Genomic DNA, 14,044 nt, shown 5'->3' with positions numbered 1-14,044 from the left:
CTATACTACCTTACTAAAAGTAAGTAAAGATTTTTGTCTTACTTTTTGTAAGTTTTTTTATTTTTTAGTGAAAAACCTTATTCTACCAAAGAAAAAACAACCAGCTTTTTTCTAAGAAAAAGAAAAATCTGGTTGTCGATTAATAAATGTAGAAGTCAATTGAATCGTTTTCGGCCGTTTTTCTTGAAATAAGTGTGTGGCTTTTTCCCCTAATTCCATTAATGGATGACAGATTGTTGAAAAATTTAAAATTTCACTTAATAAAGTTTGCTCCTGTCCCACTAAAAAGAGTGGTCTTTCAATAACGGCTTGAATCCCTGCAGCAATTTCATCACCGTTGGTCACAACCGCTTGGAGCGTTGGATCTTGCCCACAGTGTCGTCCTACTTCACACCCATCTTCATAGGTTAAACAGTCCTTAAATAACCGATTTTCAGGAATCACTCCATAAATTTCCTGATATGCGTCAACTAAATAGCGTGCGCTTGTACTTTTTTCTGGTGCACGGTTAATCGTAATTGCCACTTCACTACATCCTTGTTGTTTCAACGCTTGGAAAACCCGCCGATAAACGGTTAAACGATCGATATAGATACTAGCATAACTAGGGTCTTCTATTTTTTCACAAAAAACAACTTGCTCTTTATACGGAGCAAACACACTTAAAGGATTTGCCTTTGACAAAACAATCATGCCATCAAACGCACCCGTGGCCATTTTTTCCAAGTAACTTTTTTCAACTTCTTTATCATAATCCGTTGGTAATAAACTGACCATCATCCCTTGTTGAAATGCTTGGTGGATAATCCCACTTAAAATAGCATCAAAATAAGGTTGATTCGTATAAGGAACCATGACACCTAATGTATTACTTTTCCCAAAGCTAAGATTTCTCGCTAATATATTGGGCTTATAGCCCAACTCATCGATAATTGCTTGGATTTTCAGTCGTTTTTCTTCAGAAACATAAGGATGATGATTAATCACACGCGAAACAGTCGTAACTGAAGATCCTGAAAGGCGCGCAATTTCTCGAATTGTTGTCATACTTTCACCTCATTACTTTACAAAATTGAGTTAAATAAGGCACAATCCCTGTTCCGTAATCAACAAAACGATAAAAGGTCTCCTGCCAAGCAAAAGAAATTTCCTGAATATCCTCCTGCTGTGTCAAGTGCCACTCCGTTATCTGATGGTACGGAATTTCTTGATGCCAAATCTTATAGTATTTTTTGGGACTATCTAACTGCAGACTTTTGGCCGTCGTAGTCACCGAGACAAAATAGTAATCCATACCAAGTCTATCGCTTATCTCCACTATAACATTCATTTTCATGCCCTCCAATATTTTGATACACATAGCTTACCTTATGAAACGCGTACCAGAGCAAGAGGAAAAATAAAAAAAGTGAGACCATGTTATACTAGATGTATCATATAAAAGCAAAGGATGAGTGCAATGGAAACTGTTACAGTAGCAACAAAAAGCGACTTACTAACAAATTTGAACAAGCAAACAGATGAAATCATTATCTCGGGGGCACTTGCACAAGAAATTTACCACTTAAAAAAACAACAATTAACCGAAACGGAAGAAATGGGCTTCTTAGTGGGCAGCCAAGGTGCTGGCTCATTTTTAACCTATTTAATCGAGAAGTTATCCTATATAAATTCGGCGCTATCACCAGAAGAACAAAAAATTGAACATGCGATTTTGCGTTTGTATGTTATTAAAAAATTAACTCCAGAAACTACTTTATTACGTCTAAAACAGTTAGATTATTAAAATTTTATTTAATCAAGATAGACCAATTCCCCGCGTACAACGAGTCCCTTTCATTAATCACTTGATATAATTACCTTTATTCAAGTTCCCACCATTGTCATTATCGATTAACCAATGGTATATTAGAAGTAACAGATAAGTCATTTTATTTGAAAAAGTGTTTGGGAAATGTTTGGGGAGGAATGTTTATGTGTCAACCGCAGGAAAAAAAGAAAGAAATTTCTGTTGCTAAGTTACGTTATCGTTTTGAAGTACCAATGATTATCATTGGTTTTGTTTTATTGTTTTTCGCATTGGGGTTAGTTGCTTTATTGATATTGAGTGATTTGCCGATTCCTGACTGGTTATTAATTGTCTTAATTGCACCAATTGCGCCAGTCATTGCTTTTTTTACCATTCGTTATATGTACATGGATACTGCTTCTAACGGAGTGGAAATTACAGAAAATCAGTTACCAGAAATTTATTCCTTGTATATTGATTTGGCAAAAGAAATGGGCTTTGGCACTAAAAAATTAAGGATGCCACGTCTTTATTTAATCAACGGGAATGGTGTCTTAAACGCTTTTGCGGCAAAATGCTCTTTACACAGACGCTATGTTGTCATTCACAGTGATTTGTTGGACATCGCGTACAATACAGGCGATTTTTCGCTGATTCGCTTTATTTTGGCACACGAGCTAGGACACCATAAATGTGGGCACACTAATTTATGGCGGCTAATGTTATCCATTATTTTGAAACCAGTTGCGTTAGATAAAAGTTTTACAAGAACGCAAGAATATACCGCTGATCGCGCAGGTTTATACTACGCAGAAGAAGGTGCTTTAAGCATGATTTATTTATTTTCAGGAAAATATATGGGCAGTCGTGTGGATTTAGAAGAATACTTTCACAGTATTGATTTACATGATGATACCATCTGGCTTAAATTGAGTAACTTCTTATCCGATCATCCTGTTGGCTTCCGTCGAATGCAAACATTGAAAAAAGCCAAAGATACTGGCAATTGGGACGTTCATGGAAAATTTTTCTAGCAAGAGCCAACCATCATTAAATAAACGTGCTGGGACAAAAGATTCTTTAACTTTTGTCCCAGCACGTTTATTAATCCACCAATAAATGAACAAATTCTTCTTTGGTGATATTTACAAAGTAGTCTTCAAAGTTAAACGCTGCTAATGCTTGCCAAATTGATGAATACTGATAGTCCACACCTAATAAAGCTGCAACGATTTCCGCTGTTTCTTTTTTGGCAAAGTAATCACCATAAATCGTTAACTCAATTATTTTACCTTTTTCAACAGTCAAACGTGCATCCACGATGCCACCTTTAAACTTTTCTTCTTTTTTGATCGTAAATTTAGGCGCTTCACCAAAAATCCAAGCTTCATTGCCATACACTTCAGCGACCAATTTCCTAATTTCCTGTTGATCTGCTTTGGTTAGGACATATTCTTTCTCCGCAATTTCAGTTAGAGATTCGACATCAAAGAGCTCCATCAGTAAACGATTGCGAAATTCCTCAATGGTTAATTGTTGATATTTTTCGTCTAAGTACGGCCGTAAATTGGTTACGCGTCCCCGAACAGATTTTGTCCCTTTTGATTCAATTTTTTTCTTAGAAACAGTTAAGACACGTTGAACTTCTGCCAAACCAACATCATACATCAAGGTACCATGAGTATACATCTTCCCCTTTTTTGTATACATGGCATTGCCAGAAAATTTTTTCCCATCAATTAATAAATCATTGCGACCGCTAATCTCGGCCCCCGTTGCGCCCATTTTATGTAATGCTTCAATAATTGGTTTAGTGAACGCTTTAAAATCCCCAAAAGCTTGATGTCCTTCCTGAACAACAAAACTAAAGCTGACATTCCCGAGATCATCATAAACAGCACCACCGCCCGATAAACGGCGAGTAATAACGATTCCCTTCTCTCTAGCATAAGCTAAGTCAATTTCTTCATAAGCATTTTGATTTCGGCCTAAAATAACACAGGGTTCCTGAATATAAAACAACACTAAGGGCTCTTCAAAAGAGAGAGTGTTTAATAGATAATCTTCCGTTGCTAAATTTTCACGAATATCTCGTGACTGCATTATGACATAACGCATAAGGTCGCCCCACTTCTTTTTCTTCTAGTGTATCACTTTCTTTCAAAATTGGTTCACTAAACGTCTTCTCTGGCCATTCTCAAAAGCGGATGATCAACAAAAAAACGAACGTGGGACAACAATCACTTTGGATGTTTGTTCCACGCTCAAAATCTAATAAACAGCAATTGCAGAACTGTTTAGCTTTTTAATCTAACCAAGTTACTACTTCTGAAACATCTCGTCGGACTGTTTCAAAGCCGGGTGTTTGAGCTTTGCCAATCGGAATAATCAGTCCGTTCACTAAATGATCCTCAATATTAAATAACTTGCGAACCGCTTCTGTTTCAAAACCAGACATCGCCACAGTATCATAGCCTCGATCTTTTGCAGAAAGCATCAGCTGCATCGCAACTAAGCCTTGGTCTAACATTAGCCACTCTCTTTTTTGTTCTTCGCTAACATCATAGTACCAAGAAACATTTTCATTAATTCCTTGACGAATTTCTTCCGTCATCGTTCCTTGTGCGACAGCTTTAGCACTGATTTCATCTGCATTGGCCACTGTATAAGCAGTCAAATCACCTAATAAAATAATCACCGCCGCTGCCCCTTTAACTGCTGGTTGTTGCATCGAAACTTCGTAAAGGGCTTCTTTTTGTTCTTTTTCTGTGACAATTAAAAAACGCCATGAATTTAAATTGGTACTATTTGGCGCGAACATCGCTTCCTCAATTATGGCCATTAATTCCTCTTTAGGAATCTCAACATCTGGCATAAAATCCCGAACTGAGCGGCGGCTGCGAACAACATCTTGATACATCATATTTCTTCTTCCTTCCTCTTGCCTTACTTGACATAGTTATTATTACTCACTATGATGGAGAAAAAAAGTACGCACTTTTTATTCACCTAGGAAGAAAAAAGTAACCATTACGTGTCACAAGGAGAAACTATGACAACTGATAAACAAACCAGTATCAACTTAGCCCTTTCCACCATTAACGGCAAATGGAAATTATCATTAATGGATGAATTATTCCAAGGAACCAAGCGCAACGGTGAATTGATGCGTGCGCTCGACGGAATCACTCAGCGCGTCCTGACAGATCGCTTGAGAGAAATGGAAAAAGATGGCTTAGTCCATCGAGAATCCTTTAACGAACTACCCCCGCGTGTGGAATATACGCTCACTCCGGAAGGATATGCTCTTTACGATGCCCTCTCTTCACTTTGCCATTGGGGCGAAACATTTGCACAAAAAAAGGCGAGACTTAACAAATAAGTCTCGTCTTTTTTTATCTATTTTGGGTATTATGGGTAAACTTAAGATATTTTTGAAGTCCTTCTCGAATTGAATAAACGGGCGAAAAACCTAAGCCTTTCAAAGCGGAACTATCTGAAAGAGAATATTTTATATCGCCATCTCGTTCCTTTTGATAAGAAACTGGCAAAGAAAGTCCCACTAATTGGTTCATTTCTTCAATTAATTGATTAAGGGAAATAGCAACTTCGGTACCCATATTATAAACGTGTCCCAACGCTTCATTTTTGGTTGCTACTAAATCTAATGCAGTTAGGACATCCTCAATGTAGACAAAGTCACGTGTTTGCTGACCATCTCCAAATATTTGAAATTGGCTCGCTTGCCCTTGTTCTAACTGGATATAACGATCCATCAAAATGGACAGGACACCAGAATAGGGTGAAGCAGGATTTTGATTGGGACCATAGACGTTAAAGAAGCGAACTGCGCTCGTGGGTACCCCGTGTAAATGGTATTCATTGAGAACATAACGTTCAGCAGCAAACTTATCAATAGCATAGGGACTCAAAGGGCAAATCACCGAAGTTTCTCTTTTAGGCAACGTTGGCTCTGCACCGTAAACGGCTGCCGACGAAGCAAAAACAAAACGTTTGAGCTCTTTTTGATATTTTTTTATTGATTCCAATATTTTCAATACACTTAAAAAATTGACCTCGTGGGTCTCTAGAGGCTGTGCCACAGAACTTGCCACGCTTGCCACAGCCGCAAGATGAAAGATGTACTCAAACGAATGCTTTGAAAGTACTTCGTCCAATAATTGCTGATCCGTCACACTTCCTTTAATAAAAACCAACTGCTCAGTTTGTTGCAAATTTGACACTCGCCCCATGGACAAATCATCAATCACAAAAACTTGATACTGTTGACTATAAAAATTAGCCAAATTAGAACCAATAAAGCCAGCTCCTCCAGTAATTAATAGTTTCTTCACCTCTTTGCTTCCTCTCTTTTTTAATTTAATTCCACTTTTTTCGTGTTATTTTCTCTTTGGAATAAAAAAATGCAATATCGAATGAACACATAACTTACAATAGCCACAGCTAATAAAAGTTCAAAAGTAGACAAAATATTTAACAGACTCGTTAGGCCTACCTTTTCTGCAAATAAAGGTTTAACTTTGACTAATGCTGTCGCAGAAATTACTAATGGGAATGTAAAGGCAGCATAACTTGGATAGAATGTCACTTGCATAATTTTATATAGATTCACTACTACAATCCCATAAATACATTGAGATAAAATTAGCAAGAAAACAACTAATGGCATATACAAATGACCACCCATTGAAATATAGCCAGCTAAACATAACGAACCTGGCGCTGTCATAATCGTCAATAAAGGAATGGTCGATTCAGGCATTTCTTTCGACTTCGTAATTCTCTTGATTAAAATTGGTAACAAGAGTAAATAAAAGAACAACGCTACCCAAAAAACAATTTTTCCCAACTCATTGATAAACAATTGAGAAGTATTAGGAATAACGCCAATGCCGACAAACGTAATAAACCAGCTTGGATAAATATGTTCCAGTTCGATTTTTGTTGGAAAAATATGCACCGCTACAAAATAAATCATTAAAATAAAATGTAAAATCACTGCGCCAATCCACAACACATTAATCCAAGCAGCATTGGTAAATATCCGATCTAAGAAAACACAGATAACCATTAAAGCCATTGTAAATGTTGGTGATACCGAAGCAATAATTGGATCATCTAAGGTGCTTAATGCATGTTTCATTGTAAAAATAATTTTTAAAATAACTAAAATCATTAAGAGACTGCCAAGTACACAATAAATGGTCCCAATTGTTGCATATCCCAAGGAATAAAGTAAATTCCCCAAAGAAACCATCCCTAAAATTAGTCCGCAAATGGGAATCGGGACTTTCCGCAAGAATTTTTTCGCACTTTCTACCATTATGTAGTCACACTCCGTCTTTATTTATTATTATTGATATTAATCAAAAGTATGTTATTATACTAAATGAAATATTTATATTTGTAAAATAAATATTTTCAATACCAACTATTAAGATAGTAAATAGAAAGAGGCGATTTTATGTTCGAATGGATCAAAACATTTATTGCTGTGTATGAAACCAAAAATTTTAGTGCGGCGGCCAAACAATTGTATATTTCTCAGCCAACTGTTTCTTTGCAAATCAAGAAATTAGAGCAACACTTTTCGATCAAGCTGTTCTATCGTAATGGAAAACAATCGGTTATTCCAACCAAAGAAGCTGATTTTTTATATCCAAAAATGCTCTCGATTATTGAAAGCTTAACTACTTCTTTTGCGCAAGCTGCAGAAAAAGAGAATTTTAAAGAAGACTGCATTATAGCCTCTTCAAATACAGTTGCTATTTATTTACTGCCAGATATTATGGAGAGTTTGGTTACCGCTTTTCCACTCATCAATTTTTCGATTCAACTGATGAATTCAAACGAAGTCGTGGATATGGTTCAAAATAATCATGCCCACATTGGACTAATTGAAAAACCCATTGAAACCAAAAATCTACACAAAGAAATTGTTTATGAAGATCAACTAGTTCTAGCAGGAGATGCCGCTTCAAAATTTTGGCTCTTAAGAGAAAAGAACTCTGGCTTACGTTTTTTCAATGAGCTTTATCTCAACGAACACAGCATCAACTTACCAATTATCGAATTAAACAACAACGAAGTCCTGTTACAATTGCTAAAAAATAACATTGGGCAATCAATTGTTTCTCGATTATCTATTTCCGATGAGATCCCTTGGCAACCAATTGATCAGTCCTTTGCTTCTCGAAAAATTTTCATTGTCCAGACCGATCACCATGCCAATACTTCCTTCTCTGAAGTTTATAACCGAATCGTTGAAAAAATTCGTGAACGACAAGCCTAAAAAACAGGAGAACGACTTAGCTTTCGCTAAATCGTTTTCCTGTTTTTTATTCATCAGTTTCCTCTACCAATTCAAATTCAAAAGGTTCTAACTCAAATAGTTGGTGTAAAATTTGCTGGGTTTCTTGGAACACTTGTTGTGGTTCTTTAGACAAAAGAGTGCTTTGAATGGTCTGTTTTTTTGATTGAAAAAGAATTCTCGTTTCCTCTTCCTTGAATACAACTTGATGAGTTTCCCTTTCAAACATCGTATATTCTTCGAACATTTCCATAACTAATTTTTGACGAAACCCTTCTTTGAGTGCTAATAAAGTTACTAAATCTGCAACGGTTAGCGTTTCTAACGCAATTGTTTCATCTTCTACATGAACAAGATAATTCGTACACTTCACATTCGGACAGGCATTGCAGCCGCCATTAATCAAGTCTGAGGTAGTTGTTATTTTCACCTGTTTCATCTTAATCCTTCTTTCCTACTTTTCGAGAAAAACACAAGGGGTCTCCTCAAAAATATTCAATAAAATATGATTGACTTCTTGAAAGACTTCTTCGTGATTCCGGCATTGTTTTTCCATTACTAAACGCAGATCATTCACAACAAAAGTCAACGTCGTCGCTTGTTGGGAAACATGTATACAACGGTTGCCTTTAACAAAACATTCTGTTTGTTCTTCAATGAATGGTTCTTTTTGATAGCCATATGCTGAAGCGACACATTCCAGGATTTCGTAGATTTCTATTTTTGGAAGTTCATAGCTACAGCTACCGATAACTAGTTGAAAATGGTTCGGCTGTTTTTCATTATTGCTTGCATAATACACTGTTGTCGTTGTCATTTTGCCTCCTTATCTTCTCTATTTTCCTACTCTTATCATAACAAAAAAAGCACGCTTCCCTTATTTAAATTGTTAATAAAGACTATTACAGATTGGTATAACCACACCTAAAAAGTTCGTGATATAATTCACTAAGAAAGAAATATTACAGAAAGAAGAGATGAACGATGAAAGTATTTAACAAAAAAGTCGCAATTATTGGTACTGGTTTTGTTGGCACAAGTATTGCCTATTCCATGATCAACCAAGGGATTGCGAATGAATTAATCTTAGTTGATATTGACAAAGCCAAATCTGAAGGCGAAGCAATTGACTTATTAGATGGTGTGTCTTGGGGTCAAGAAAATGTAAACGTCTGGGCTGGCGACTATCAAGACTGCCAAGATGCCGATATCGTCGTGATTACAGCTGGTGCTAATCAAAAACCTGGGCAAAGTCGTCTAGATTTGGTTTCAATCAATGCAGAAATTATGAAAACAATTGTTAACAATATCATGAAATCTGGTTTTGATGGAATTTTAGTGATTGCCTCAAATCCTGTCGATGTACTGACTTATGTGGCTTGGCAAGCTTCTGGTTTACCTGTTTCAAGAGTAATTGGAACTGGTACAACTTTGGACACAACTCGTTTCCGCAAAGAACTGTCTCAACGTTTAGCGATTGATCCACGCAATGTTCACGGCTATATTATTGGCGAACACGGGGATTCTGAAGTGGCTGTCTGGTCTCATACCATGATTGGTACCAAACCTATTTTAGAAATTGTGGATACGACAGAGCGCTTAACTAGTGACGATTTACCAATCATTTCTGATAAAGTGAAAAATACAGCTTATGAAATTATCGATCGCAAACAAGCGACCTATTATGGGATTGGTATGAGTACTGCACGCATTGTTAAAGCCATTTTAAATAATGAACAAGCTATTTTACCTGTCTCAGCTTACTTAGATGGGCAATATGGGCAACAAGATGTATTTACAGGGATTCCTGCAGTCGTTGGCAATCAAGGTGTGACTGACATTATTGAATTGAATCTGAATGCCGCTGAAAAAGAACTCTTCCAAAAATCAGTGACACAATTAAAACAAGTGATGGCATCGTTACAACCGAACGCTTAGTAATTTTTAACTAAAAATAACACTTCAACTAAATTATTCTCTACCAAAATAGATTCTAATTCCCCTTTATCGTTCTTTTTGGTACCATGAAAGAAGAACTTCAACTAAAGCAGAAATTAGGAGGACAAAAAATGGTAATCCAAGGAGATACGTTAGAAAATAGCGCACGTCGTTTATTGCAAGAACGTGGCGTAACAATGAATGATTTAGCTGAACTTGTGTTATTTTTACAAAAAGATTATATTGACAATTTAACATTAGATACTTGTTTAGAAAGTGTTGATGCCGTGTTAACAAAGCGTGAAGTACACAACGCGATTATTACAGGTGTCCAACTGGATATTCTGGCAGAAGAAAACAAGCTACTCTCACCGTTACAAGAAATTTTAACGGAAGATGAAGGGCTTTATGGCATTGATGAAATTATGGCGCTCTCCATTGTAAATGTTTATGGATCTATCGGTTTTACGAACTATGGGTATATCGACAAGGTAAAACCAGGCATTTTAAAAGAGTTAAATGCGCATGATGGCGAACATGTCCACACATTCTTGGATGATATCGTGGGCGCAATTGCGGCTGCGGCTGCCAGTCGGTTGGCCCACTCACAACCAGATTTAAGTGATATTACTAAATAAAAAACTTGCCTCTTCATTTTTATGAGAAGAGGCAAGTTTTTTATTTGCTGGACTTCTCACAAGCTTTCTACTTAACAGTAATTATTTGCCGTGTTATGTTACAGTAAAGAATAAACAGCTAAAGGAGGTTATCTAGAAATGAAAAAGTTTTTACGCGTATTTTTAATTTTTATTGGGGTATTCTTTCTTGCAAGTTGCGGTTCAAAAATAGAGACAAAAACCTTTGTAGGTTCGCCACAAGATGGGATTGATTCCACCTTAACCTATACGTACCAAGGAGATAAAGTCTTAACGCAAACGGCTAAAAACATTGTTTCTTATGACAAATTGGGAATTACAAAAGAAGAGGCAAAAACAGCGTTGGAACCCGTTTCTAAACAATATGAGGACATCAAAGGGCTTGATTACAAACTGACCTATGAGGACAAACAAGCCATCGAAAAATTGACGATTAATTATGAAAAACTTGATTATGATAAAGCCAAAAAAGTGGATGGTATCCAGATTGATGGAGATTCTTCTAAGGGAATCAGCATGAAGAAAAGCCAAGAATTGGTGGAGTCACAAGGTTATACAGAACAAAAATAATAAAAGAAAGCGTGCGACAATGGGCATTGTCGCACGCTTTCTTTTTATTAATTACATTGATGTTGCCATCTTCACTGCTTGAATTGGGTCAAAATGATGGACAGAGTAAACGACTGTACCGGCTTGCCAAACTACTGAGTTGCGATTATAGTCAGTGGTTCCTGCCACGTTCAGTGTGATTTGACCAACGGTATTCGGTGCTGGCAACGTTTCTTGTTCCAAAATGTTGACAACATTTTTTGCTAAATCATCAGGCGATTCACCATTGATATTTGAGGCCCGTACGACTAAACTCCAATTGCCTTCTTGCCAAGATAAGTAACTAGAACCTGCCGCCCCTTGTTTATACCCAGTAATATTGTAACCTAAATCTACTGGTTGACCGCCATTGTCAATGATTTGGTTCACTGCATTTTTTGCTTCGGCATCAGAGCCATATGTTTTTTTCTCAAAAGAACTAATTGGCGTTAACTGATTAACACGTGCATCATTCACTGGAATCGCTTCTTTTTCTGCATAATATAAAACACGAAAATTGTTTTGATCCGCTTGTGAAGTTGTCGCTGCAGTTAAAAAGTTATTCGTTTGACTCGTTAAAATTGCCTGCGGTAAGCCTTGACTAGGAAACATGTTTGCTAGCTGGTTAAGCACTTGGTTGGCTTGGTCATCTGGATTCGCATTTTTCGCTGGTGATTGCTTCTCTGCTGAGCCATTATTTGCCGCTTCCTTCGTAGAAGAAGCTGTTGCTTTCGAATCAGCTGTTGTTGTTCCTGACGGTTTCGCATCACTAGATTTTGTTGCTGCTTTGCTACTTGATTCTTTTGTAGCAGATGCTTTTGTACTCTCGACTGTGGTACTTTCCGCAGCACTGGAACGACTATCCGTATTTTCTGTACTTTTTCCGCCGCCACATGCTGCTAAAGCAAGGGTTAAAAGAAAAGCACTAGAAATAAGCCCTATCTTTTTCATAAGAATTCCTCCTTGTTTTCCCTACCCTTATTGTACCTTAATCATGTGTATCCGTCACTTGTTTGTGTTTCGTTCTAAGTTGGTTTAAATAACAAAAGTGGACGGTAGGATTCGAACCTACACCTCAACATTGAGCAAGAATAAACTACTGTTAGTCTCTATGAGTTTAACACCACGTTCATCCACCTATTTGATTGATCCTTTGTATCATAACTTAGAATAATTAAATTGCCTTTAAGGAGCTTCAAAGATTATATGAAGAATTGTAAAAAATCTGTGACGAAAAAACGATTGAACCAATCAGTAGATACACTGAGGTTCAATCGTAACCAATTGTTTAATTATCTGAAAAAACTCACAATTCAACGTTAGTCCCTGGTGCTTTTTTGTTTTCCCCTTGTTGTTTTTTTAAGAATATCCCCAGAATGACGGTGATAATAGGGCAAAGCAATGGGAAAAAGGCATACGGTAAGTATTCTAGTGCACCAACTTTTAACGTTCCCATAATGAAGGTACCACTAACTCCCCAAGGAATTAACGAGTTGACTGCCGCCCCAGCATCTGCCAAAGTACGAGTTAAATATTTTTTATCAATACCTAAACGAGTAAATGAGGATTTAAATGTTTCCCCTGGTAAAATAATTGACAAATATTGTTCGCCAACTAGTAAGTTAATTCCCACAGAACTTAAGGCAGTTAAAGCGATTAATTTGGCTGGATTATTCACATAGCCTTTAATTTTATCAATTAAAGTAGCCACGATGTTAAACTTAATCAACAAACCGCCCAAACCTAATGCCAAAATAATCAACGCAGCAGAACCTAACATGCTTTCAATCCCACCACGAGATAAAAGTGTATCAATACTTTGATCCCCTGTATCTGCCACATAACCACTCATTAAGATGGTAGAAACTTTCGCTAAACTTAGGTGATGATCATTTATAAAAGCTAAGATGACCGCCACTGTAGAGCCGACTAGTAACGTTGGAATAGCCGGTACCTTTTTCCAGGCGAATAAGAATAAAACCGCTACTGGCAACAATGTAATCGGTGAAATCCAGAATCCTTGATGTAACGTTTGGACCATTGCATCAACCGATTGTAAATCCGCTGAACCAGATTGATGCCCCAAGAAGATATAGCCGACAATCGAAATAATAAACGCCGGAATAACAGTGTACATCATGTTTAGTATATGTTCAAAAAGGTTCACGCCACCAATTCCAGCAGCTAAGTTTGTTGTATCAGATAACGGTGAAATGTTGTTCCCTAAAAAGGCACCTGAAACAACTGCACCAGCTGTCATCGCATTGTCGAATCCAAGAATATGTCCAATACCTAGAAAGGCAATCCCCATAGTTGAAACAGTCGTAAAGGAGCTCCCTACCGTCACACCAACTAGTGCACAGACCACAAAAACGGTTGGTAAGAAGAACTTCACTGAGATAATTTTAAAACCATAGACCATAATTGTTGGAATCGTCCCAGACAAGATCCAAGTAGCAACTAAGACACCTATCAACAAGAAAATAATAATCGGAATGATCCCTGGTTTAATCCCTTCCACAATGCCTTCGTGGATCTCATCCCAAGAAAATCCTTTCCATTTGCCATAAAGCAACAACAACATGAATACAAAAAGAATCGGTATGTGAGGGGTTAATTTTTGACCAATAATTAAGTACCCGAGAATCGCTAACAAGGCAACCAAAATGCCTAAACTTTCAGCGAACGAAACAGTGGGTTTCGTTGATTTCATATGAAAACCTCCTTTTATGGAAAGCGAAA

At 37.1% G+C, this 14,044-nt stretch carries 17 protein-coding genes; 7 read left to right on the top strand and 10 right to left on the bottom strand.

Annotation, left to right across the window (positions count from 1 at the left end):
• Window positions 1-111: 111 nt before the first annotated feature.
• A complete protein-coding gene (locus IGK27_RS01995) occupies window positions 112-1,047 on the bottom strand; it encodes a LacI family DNA-binding transcriptional regulator (protein ID WP_002355472.1) in 936 nt (311 codons plus the stop codon).
• Window positions 1,048-1,051: 4 nt separating this feature from the next.
• Window positions 1,052-1,336: a hypothetical protein gene (locus IGK27_RS01990; protein WP_002382953.1), complete on the bottom strand. Its 285-nt coding sequence runs from the start codon at window positions 1,334-1,336 to the stop codon at window positions 1,052-1,054.
• Window positions 1,337-1,450: 114 nt separating this feature from the next.
• On the opposite strand from IGK27_RS01990, the gene IGK27_RS01985 reads away from it, so the two are divergent.
• Together IGK27_RS01985 and IGK27_RS01980 are read left to right on the top strand one after the other, a co-directional pair.
• Window positions 1,451-1,786, top strand: a complete 336-nt coding sequence (locus tag IGK27_RS01985; RefSeq protein ID WP_002358645.1) for a hypothetical protein — start codon at window positions 1,451-1,453, stop codon at window positions 1,784-1,786.
• 182 nt (window positions 1,787-1,968) lie between these two features.
• Complete coding sequence (locus IGK27_RS01980; protein WP_002382951.1) at window positions 1,969-2,823, top strand: M48 family metallopeptidase; 855 nt, start codon at window positions 1,969-1,971, stop codon at window positions 2,821-2,823.
• Window positions 2,824-2,893: 70 nt separating this feature from the next.
• Here IGK27_RS01980 and IGK27_RS01975 read toward each other — a convergent pair whose 3' ends face one another.
• Together IGK27_RS01975 and IGK27_RS01970 are read right to left on the bottom strand one after the other, a co-directional pair.
• The gene (locus IGK27_RS01975; protein ID WP_002363126.1) at window positions 2,894-3,907 is read right to left on the bottom strand and encodes a lipoate--protein ligase; all 1,014 of its coding nucleotides are present in this window, start codon (window positions 3,905-3,907) and stop codon (window positions 2,894-2,896) included.
• A 187-nt stretch (window positions 3,908-4,094) separates the two neighbouring features.
• Window positions 4,095-4,712, bottom strand: a complete 618-nt coding sequence (locus tag IGK27_RS01970) for a nitroreductase family protein (RefSeq protein WP_002355466.1) — start codon at window positions 4,710-4,712, stop codon at window positions 4,095-4,097.
• Window positions 4,713-4,823: 111 nt separating this feature from the next.
• Here IGK27_RS01970 and IGK27_RS01965 point away from each other — a divergent pair, with 111 nt between their 5' ends.
• Complete coding sequence (locus tag IGK27_RS01965; RefSeq protein ID WP_002355464.1) at window positions 4,824-5,171, top strand: winged helix-turn-helix transcriptional regulator; 348 nt, start codon at window positions 4,824-4,826, stop codon at window positions 5,169-5,171.
• Between the two features lie 13 nt (window positions 5,172-5,184).
• On the opposite strand, the gene IGK27_RS01960 is transcribed toward IGK27_RS01965, so the two are convergent.
• Complete coding sequence (locus tag IGK27_RS01960) at window positions 5,185-6,144, bottom strand: GDP-mannose 4,6-dehydratase (RefSeq protein ID WP_033626591.1); 960 nt, start codon at window positions 6,142-6,144, stop codon at window positions 5,185-5,187.
• A gap of 20 nt (window positions 6,145-6,164) precedes the next feature.
• Entirely contained in the window at window positions 6,165-7,133 is a 969-nt protein-coding gene (locus IGK27_RS01955) for a TDT family transporter (RefSeq protein ID WP_002355462.1), read from the bottom strand.
• A 141-nt stretch (window positions 7,134-7,274) separates the two neighbouring features.
• Between IGK27_RS01955 and IGK27_RS01950 the strand changes: the two genes are divergently transcribed.
• Window positions 7,275-8,102 (top strand): LysR family transcriptional regulator, encoded by an 828-nt coding sequence (locus IGK27_RS01950; protein WP_002355461.1) that lies wholly within the window; start codon window positions 7,275-7,277, stop codon window positions 8,100-8,102.
• Between the two features lie 46 nt (window positions 8,103-8,148).
• Here the strand turns inward: IGK27_RS01950 and IGK27_RS01945 are convergent, their stop codons facing one another.
• Both IGK27_RS01945 and IGK27_RS01940 read right to left on the bottom strand, forming a co-directional pair.
• The gene (locus tag IGK27_RS01945) at window positions 8,149-8,559 is read right to left on the bottom strand and encodes a DUF4809 family protein (RefSeq protein WP_002370887.1); all 411 of its coding nucleotides are present in this window, start codon (window positions 8,557-8,559) and stop codon (window positions 8,149-8,151) included.
• Between the two features lie 15 nt (window positions 8,560-8,574).
• Window positions 8,575-8,937 carry a DUF4809 family protein gene (locus IGK27_RS01940; RefSeq protein ID WP_033626592.1) on the bottom strand — a complete coding sequence of 121 codons (363 nt, stop codon included), beginning with the start codon at window positions 8,935-8,937 and terminating at the stop codon, window positions 8,575-8,577.
• A gap of 167 nt (window positions 8,938-9,104) precedes the next feature.
• Between IGK27_RS01940 and IGK27_RS01935 the strand changes: the two genes are divergently transcribed.
• From IGK27_RS01935 to IGK27_RS01925, 3 genes are all read left to right on the top strand, one after another.
• Window positions 9,105-10,058, top strand: coding sequence for an L-lactate dehydrogenase (locus tag IGK27_RS01935; protein WP_002358635.1), 954 nt, complete (start codon window positions 9,105-9,107; stop codon window positions 10,056-10,058).
• Between the two features lie 131 nt (window positions 10,059-10,189).
• Complete coding sequence (locus IGK27_RS01930; protein WP_002355457.1) at window positions 10,190-10,696, top strand: phosphatidylglycerophosphatase A family protein; 507 nt, start codon at window positions 10,190-10,192, stop codon at window positions 10,694-10,696.
• Between the two features lie 138 nt (window positions 10,697-10,834).
• Complete coding sequence (locus tag IGK27_RS01925) at window positions 10,835-11,284, top strand: YehR family lipoprotein (protein ID WP_002355456.1); 450 nt, start codon at window positions 10,835-10,837, stop codon at window positions 11,282-11,284.
• 51 nt (window positions 11,285-11,335) lie between these two features.
• Here IGK27_RS01925 and IGK27_RS01920 read toward each other — a convergent pair whose 3' ends face one another.
• Window positions 11,336-12,253, bottom strand: coding sequence for a hypothetical protein (locus tag IGK27_RS01920; RefSeq protein ID WP_010777397.1), 918 nt, complete (start codon window positions 12,251-12,253; stop codon window positions 11,336-11,338).
• A 355-nt stretch (window positions 12,254-12,608) separates the two neighbouring features.
• Complete coding sequence (nhaC, locus tag IGK27_RS01915; RefSeq protein WP_002358632.1) at window positions 12,609-14,015, bottom strand: Na+/H+ antiporter NhaC; 1,407 nt, start codon at window positions 14,013-14,015, stop codon at window positions 12,609-12,611.
• Window positions 14,016-14,044: the final 29 nt, after the last annotated feature.

It is taken from the genome of Enterococcus sp. DIV0236, from assembly GCF_050558525.1.
GTDB classification, from domain to species: domain Bacteria; phylum Bacillota; class Bacilli; order Lactobacillales; family Enterococcaceae; genus Enterococcus; species Enterococcus faecalis.
This window is presented reverse-complemented; position numbering and strand designations above follow the sequence as displayed.

Coding starts and splice junctions, on each gene's coding strand:
- IGK27_RS01995 (WP_002355472.1), bottom strand. CDS start 1,047: ATGACAACAATTCGAGAAATTGCGCGCCTTTCAGGATCTTCAGTTACG.
- IGK27_RS01990 (WP_002382953.1), bottom strand. CDS start 1,336: ATGAAAATGAATGTTATAGTGGAGATAAGCGATAGACTTGGTATGGAT.
- IGK27_RS01985 (WP_002358645.1), top strand. CDS start 1,451: ATGAGTGCAATGGAAACTGTTACAGTAGCAACAAAAAGCGACTTACTA.
- IGK27_RS01980 (WP_002382951.1), top strand. CDS start 1,969: ATGTTTATGTGTCAACCGCAGGAAAAAAAGAAAGAAATTTCTGTTGCT.
- IGK27_RS01975 (WP_002363126.1), bottom strand. CDS start 3,907: ATGCGTTATGTCATAATGCAGTCACGAGATATTCGTGAAAATTTAGCA.
- IGK27_RS01970 (WP_002355466.1), bottom strand. CDS start 4,712: ATGATGTATCAAGATGTTGTTCGCAGCCGCCGCTCAGTTCGGGATTTT.
- IGK27_RS01955 (WP_002355462.1), bottom strand. CDS start 7,133: ATGGTAGAAAGTGCGAAAAAATTCTTGCGGAAAGTCCCGATTCCCATT.
- IGK27_RS01950 (WP_002355461.1), top strand. CDS start 7,275: ATGTTCGAATGGATCAAAACATTTATTGCTGTGTATGAAACCAAAAAT.
- IGK27_RS01945 (WP_002370887.1), bottom strand. CDS start 8,559: ATGAAACAGGTGAAAATAACAACTACCTCAGACTTGATTAATGGCGGC.
- IGK27_RS01940 (WP_033626592.1), bottom strand. CDS start 8,937: ATGACAACGACAACAGTGTATTATGCAAGCAATAATGAAAAACAGCCG.
- IGK27_RS01935 (WP_002358635.1), top strand. CDS start 9,105: ATGAAAGTATTTAACAAAAAAGTCGCAATTATTGGTACTGGTTTTGTT.
- IGK27_RS01930 (WP_002355457.1), top strand. CDS start 10,190: ATGGTAATCCAAGGAGATACGTTAGAAAATAGCGCACGTCGTTTATTG.
- IGK27_RS01925 (WP_002355456.1), top strand. CDS start 10,835: ATGAAAAAGTTTTTACGCGTATTTTTAATTTTTATTGGGGTATTCTTT.
- IGK27_RS01920 (WP_010777397.1), bottom strand. CDS start 12,253: ATGAAAAAGATAGGGCTTATTTCTAGTGCTTTTCTTTTAACCCTTGCT.
- nhaC (WP_002358632.1), bottom strand. CDS start 14,015: ATGAAATCAACGAAACCCACTGTTTCGTTCGCTGAAAGTTTAGGCATT.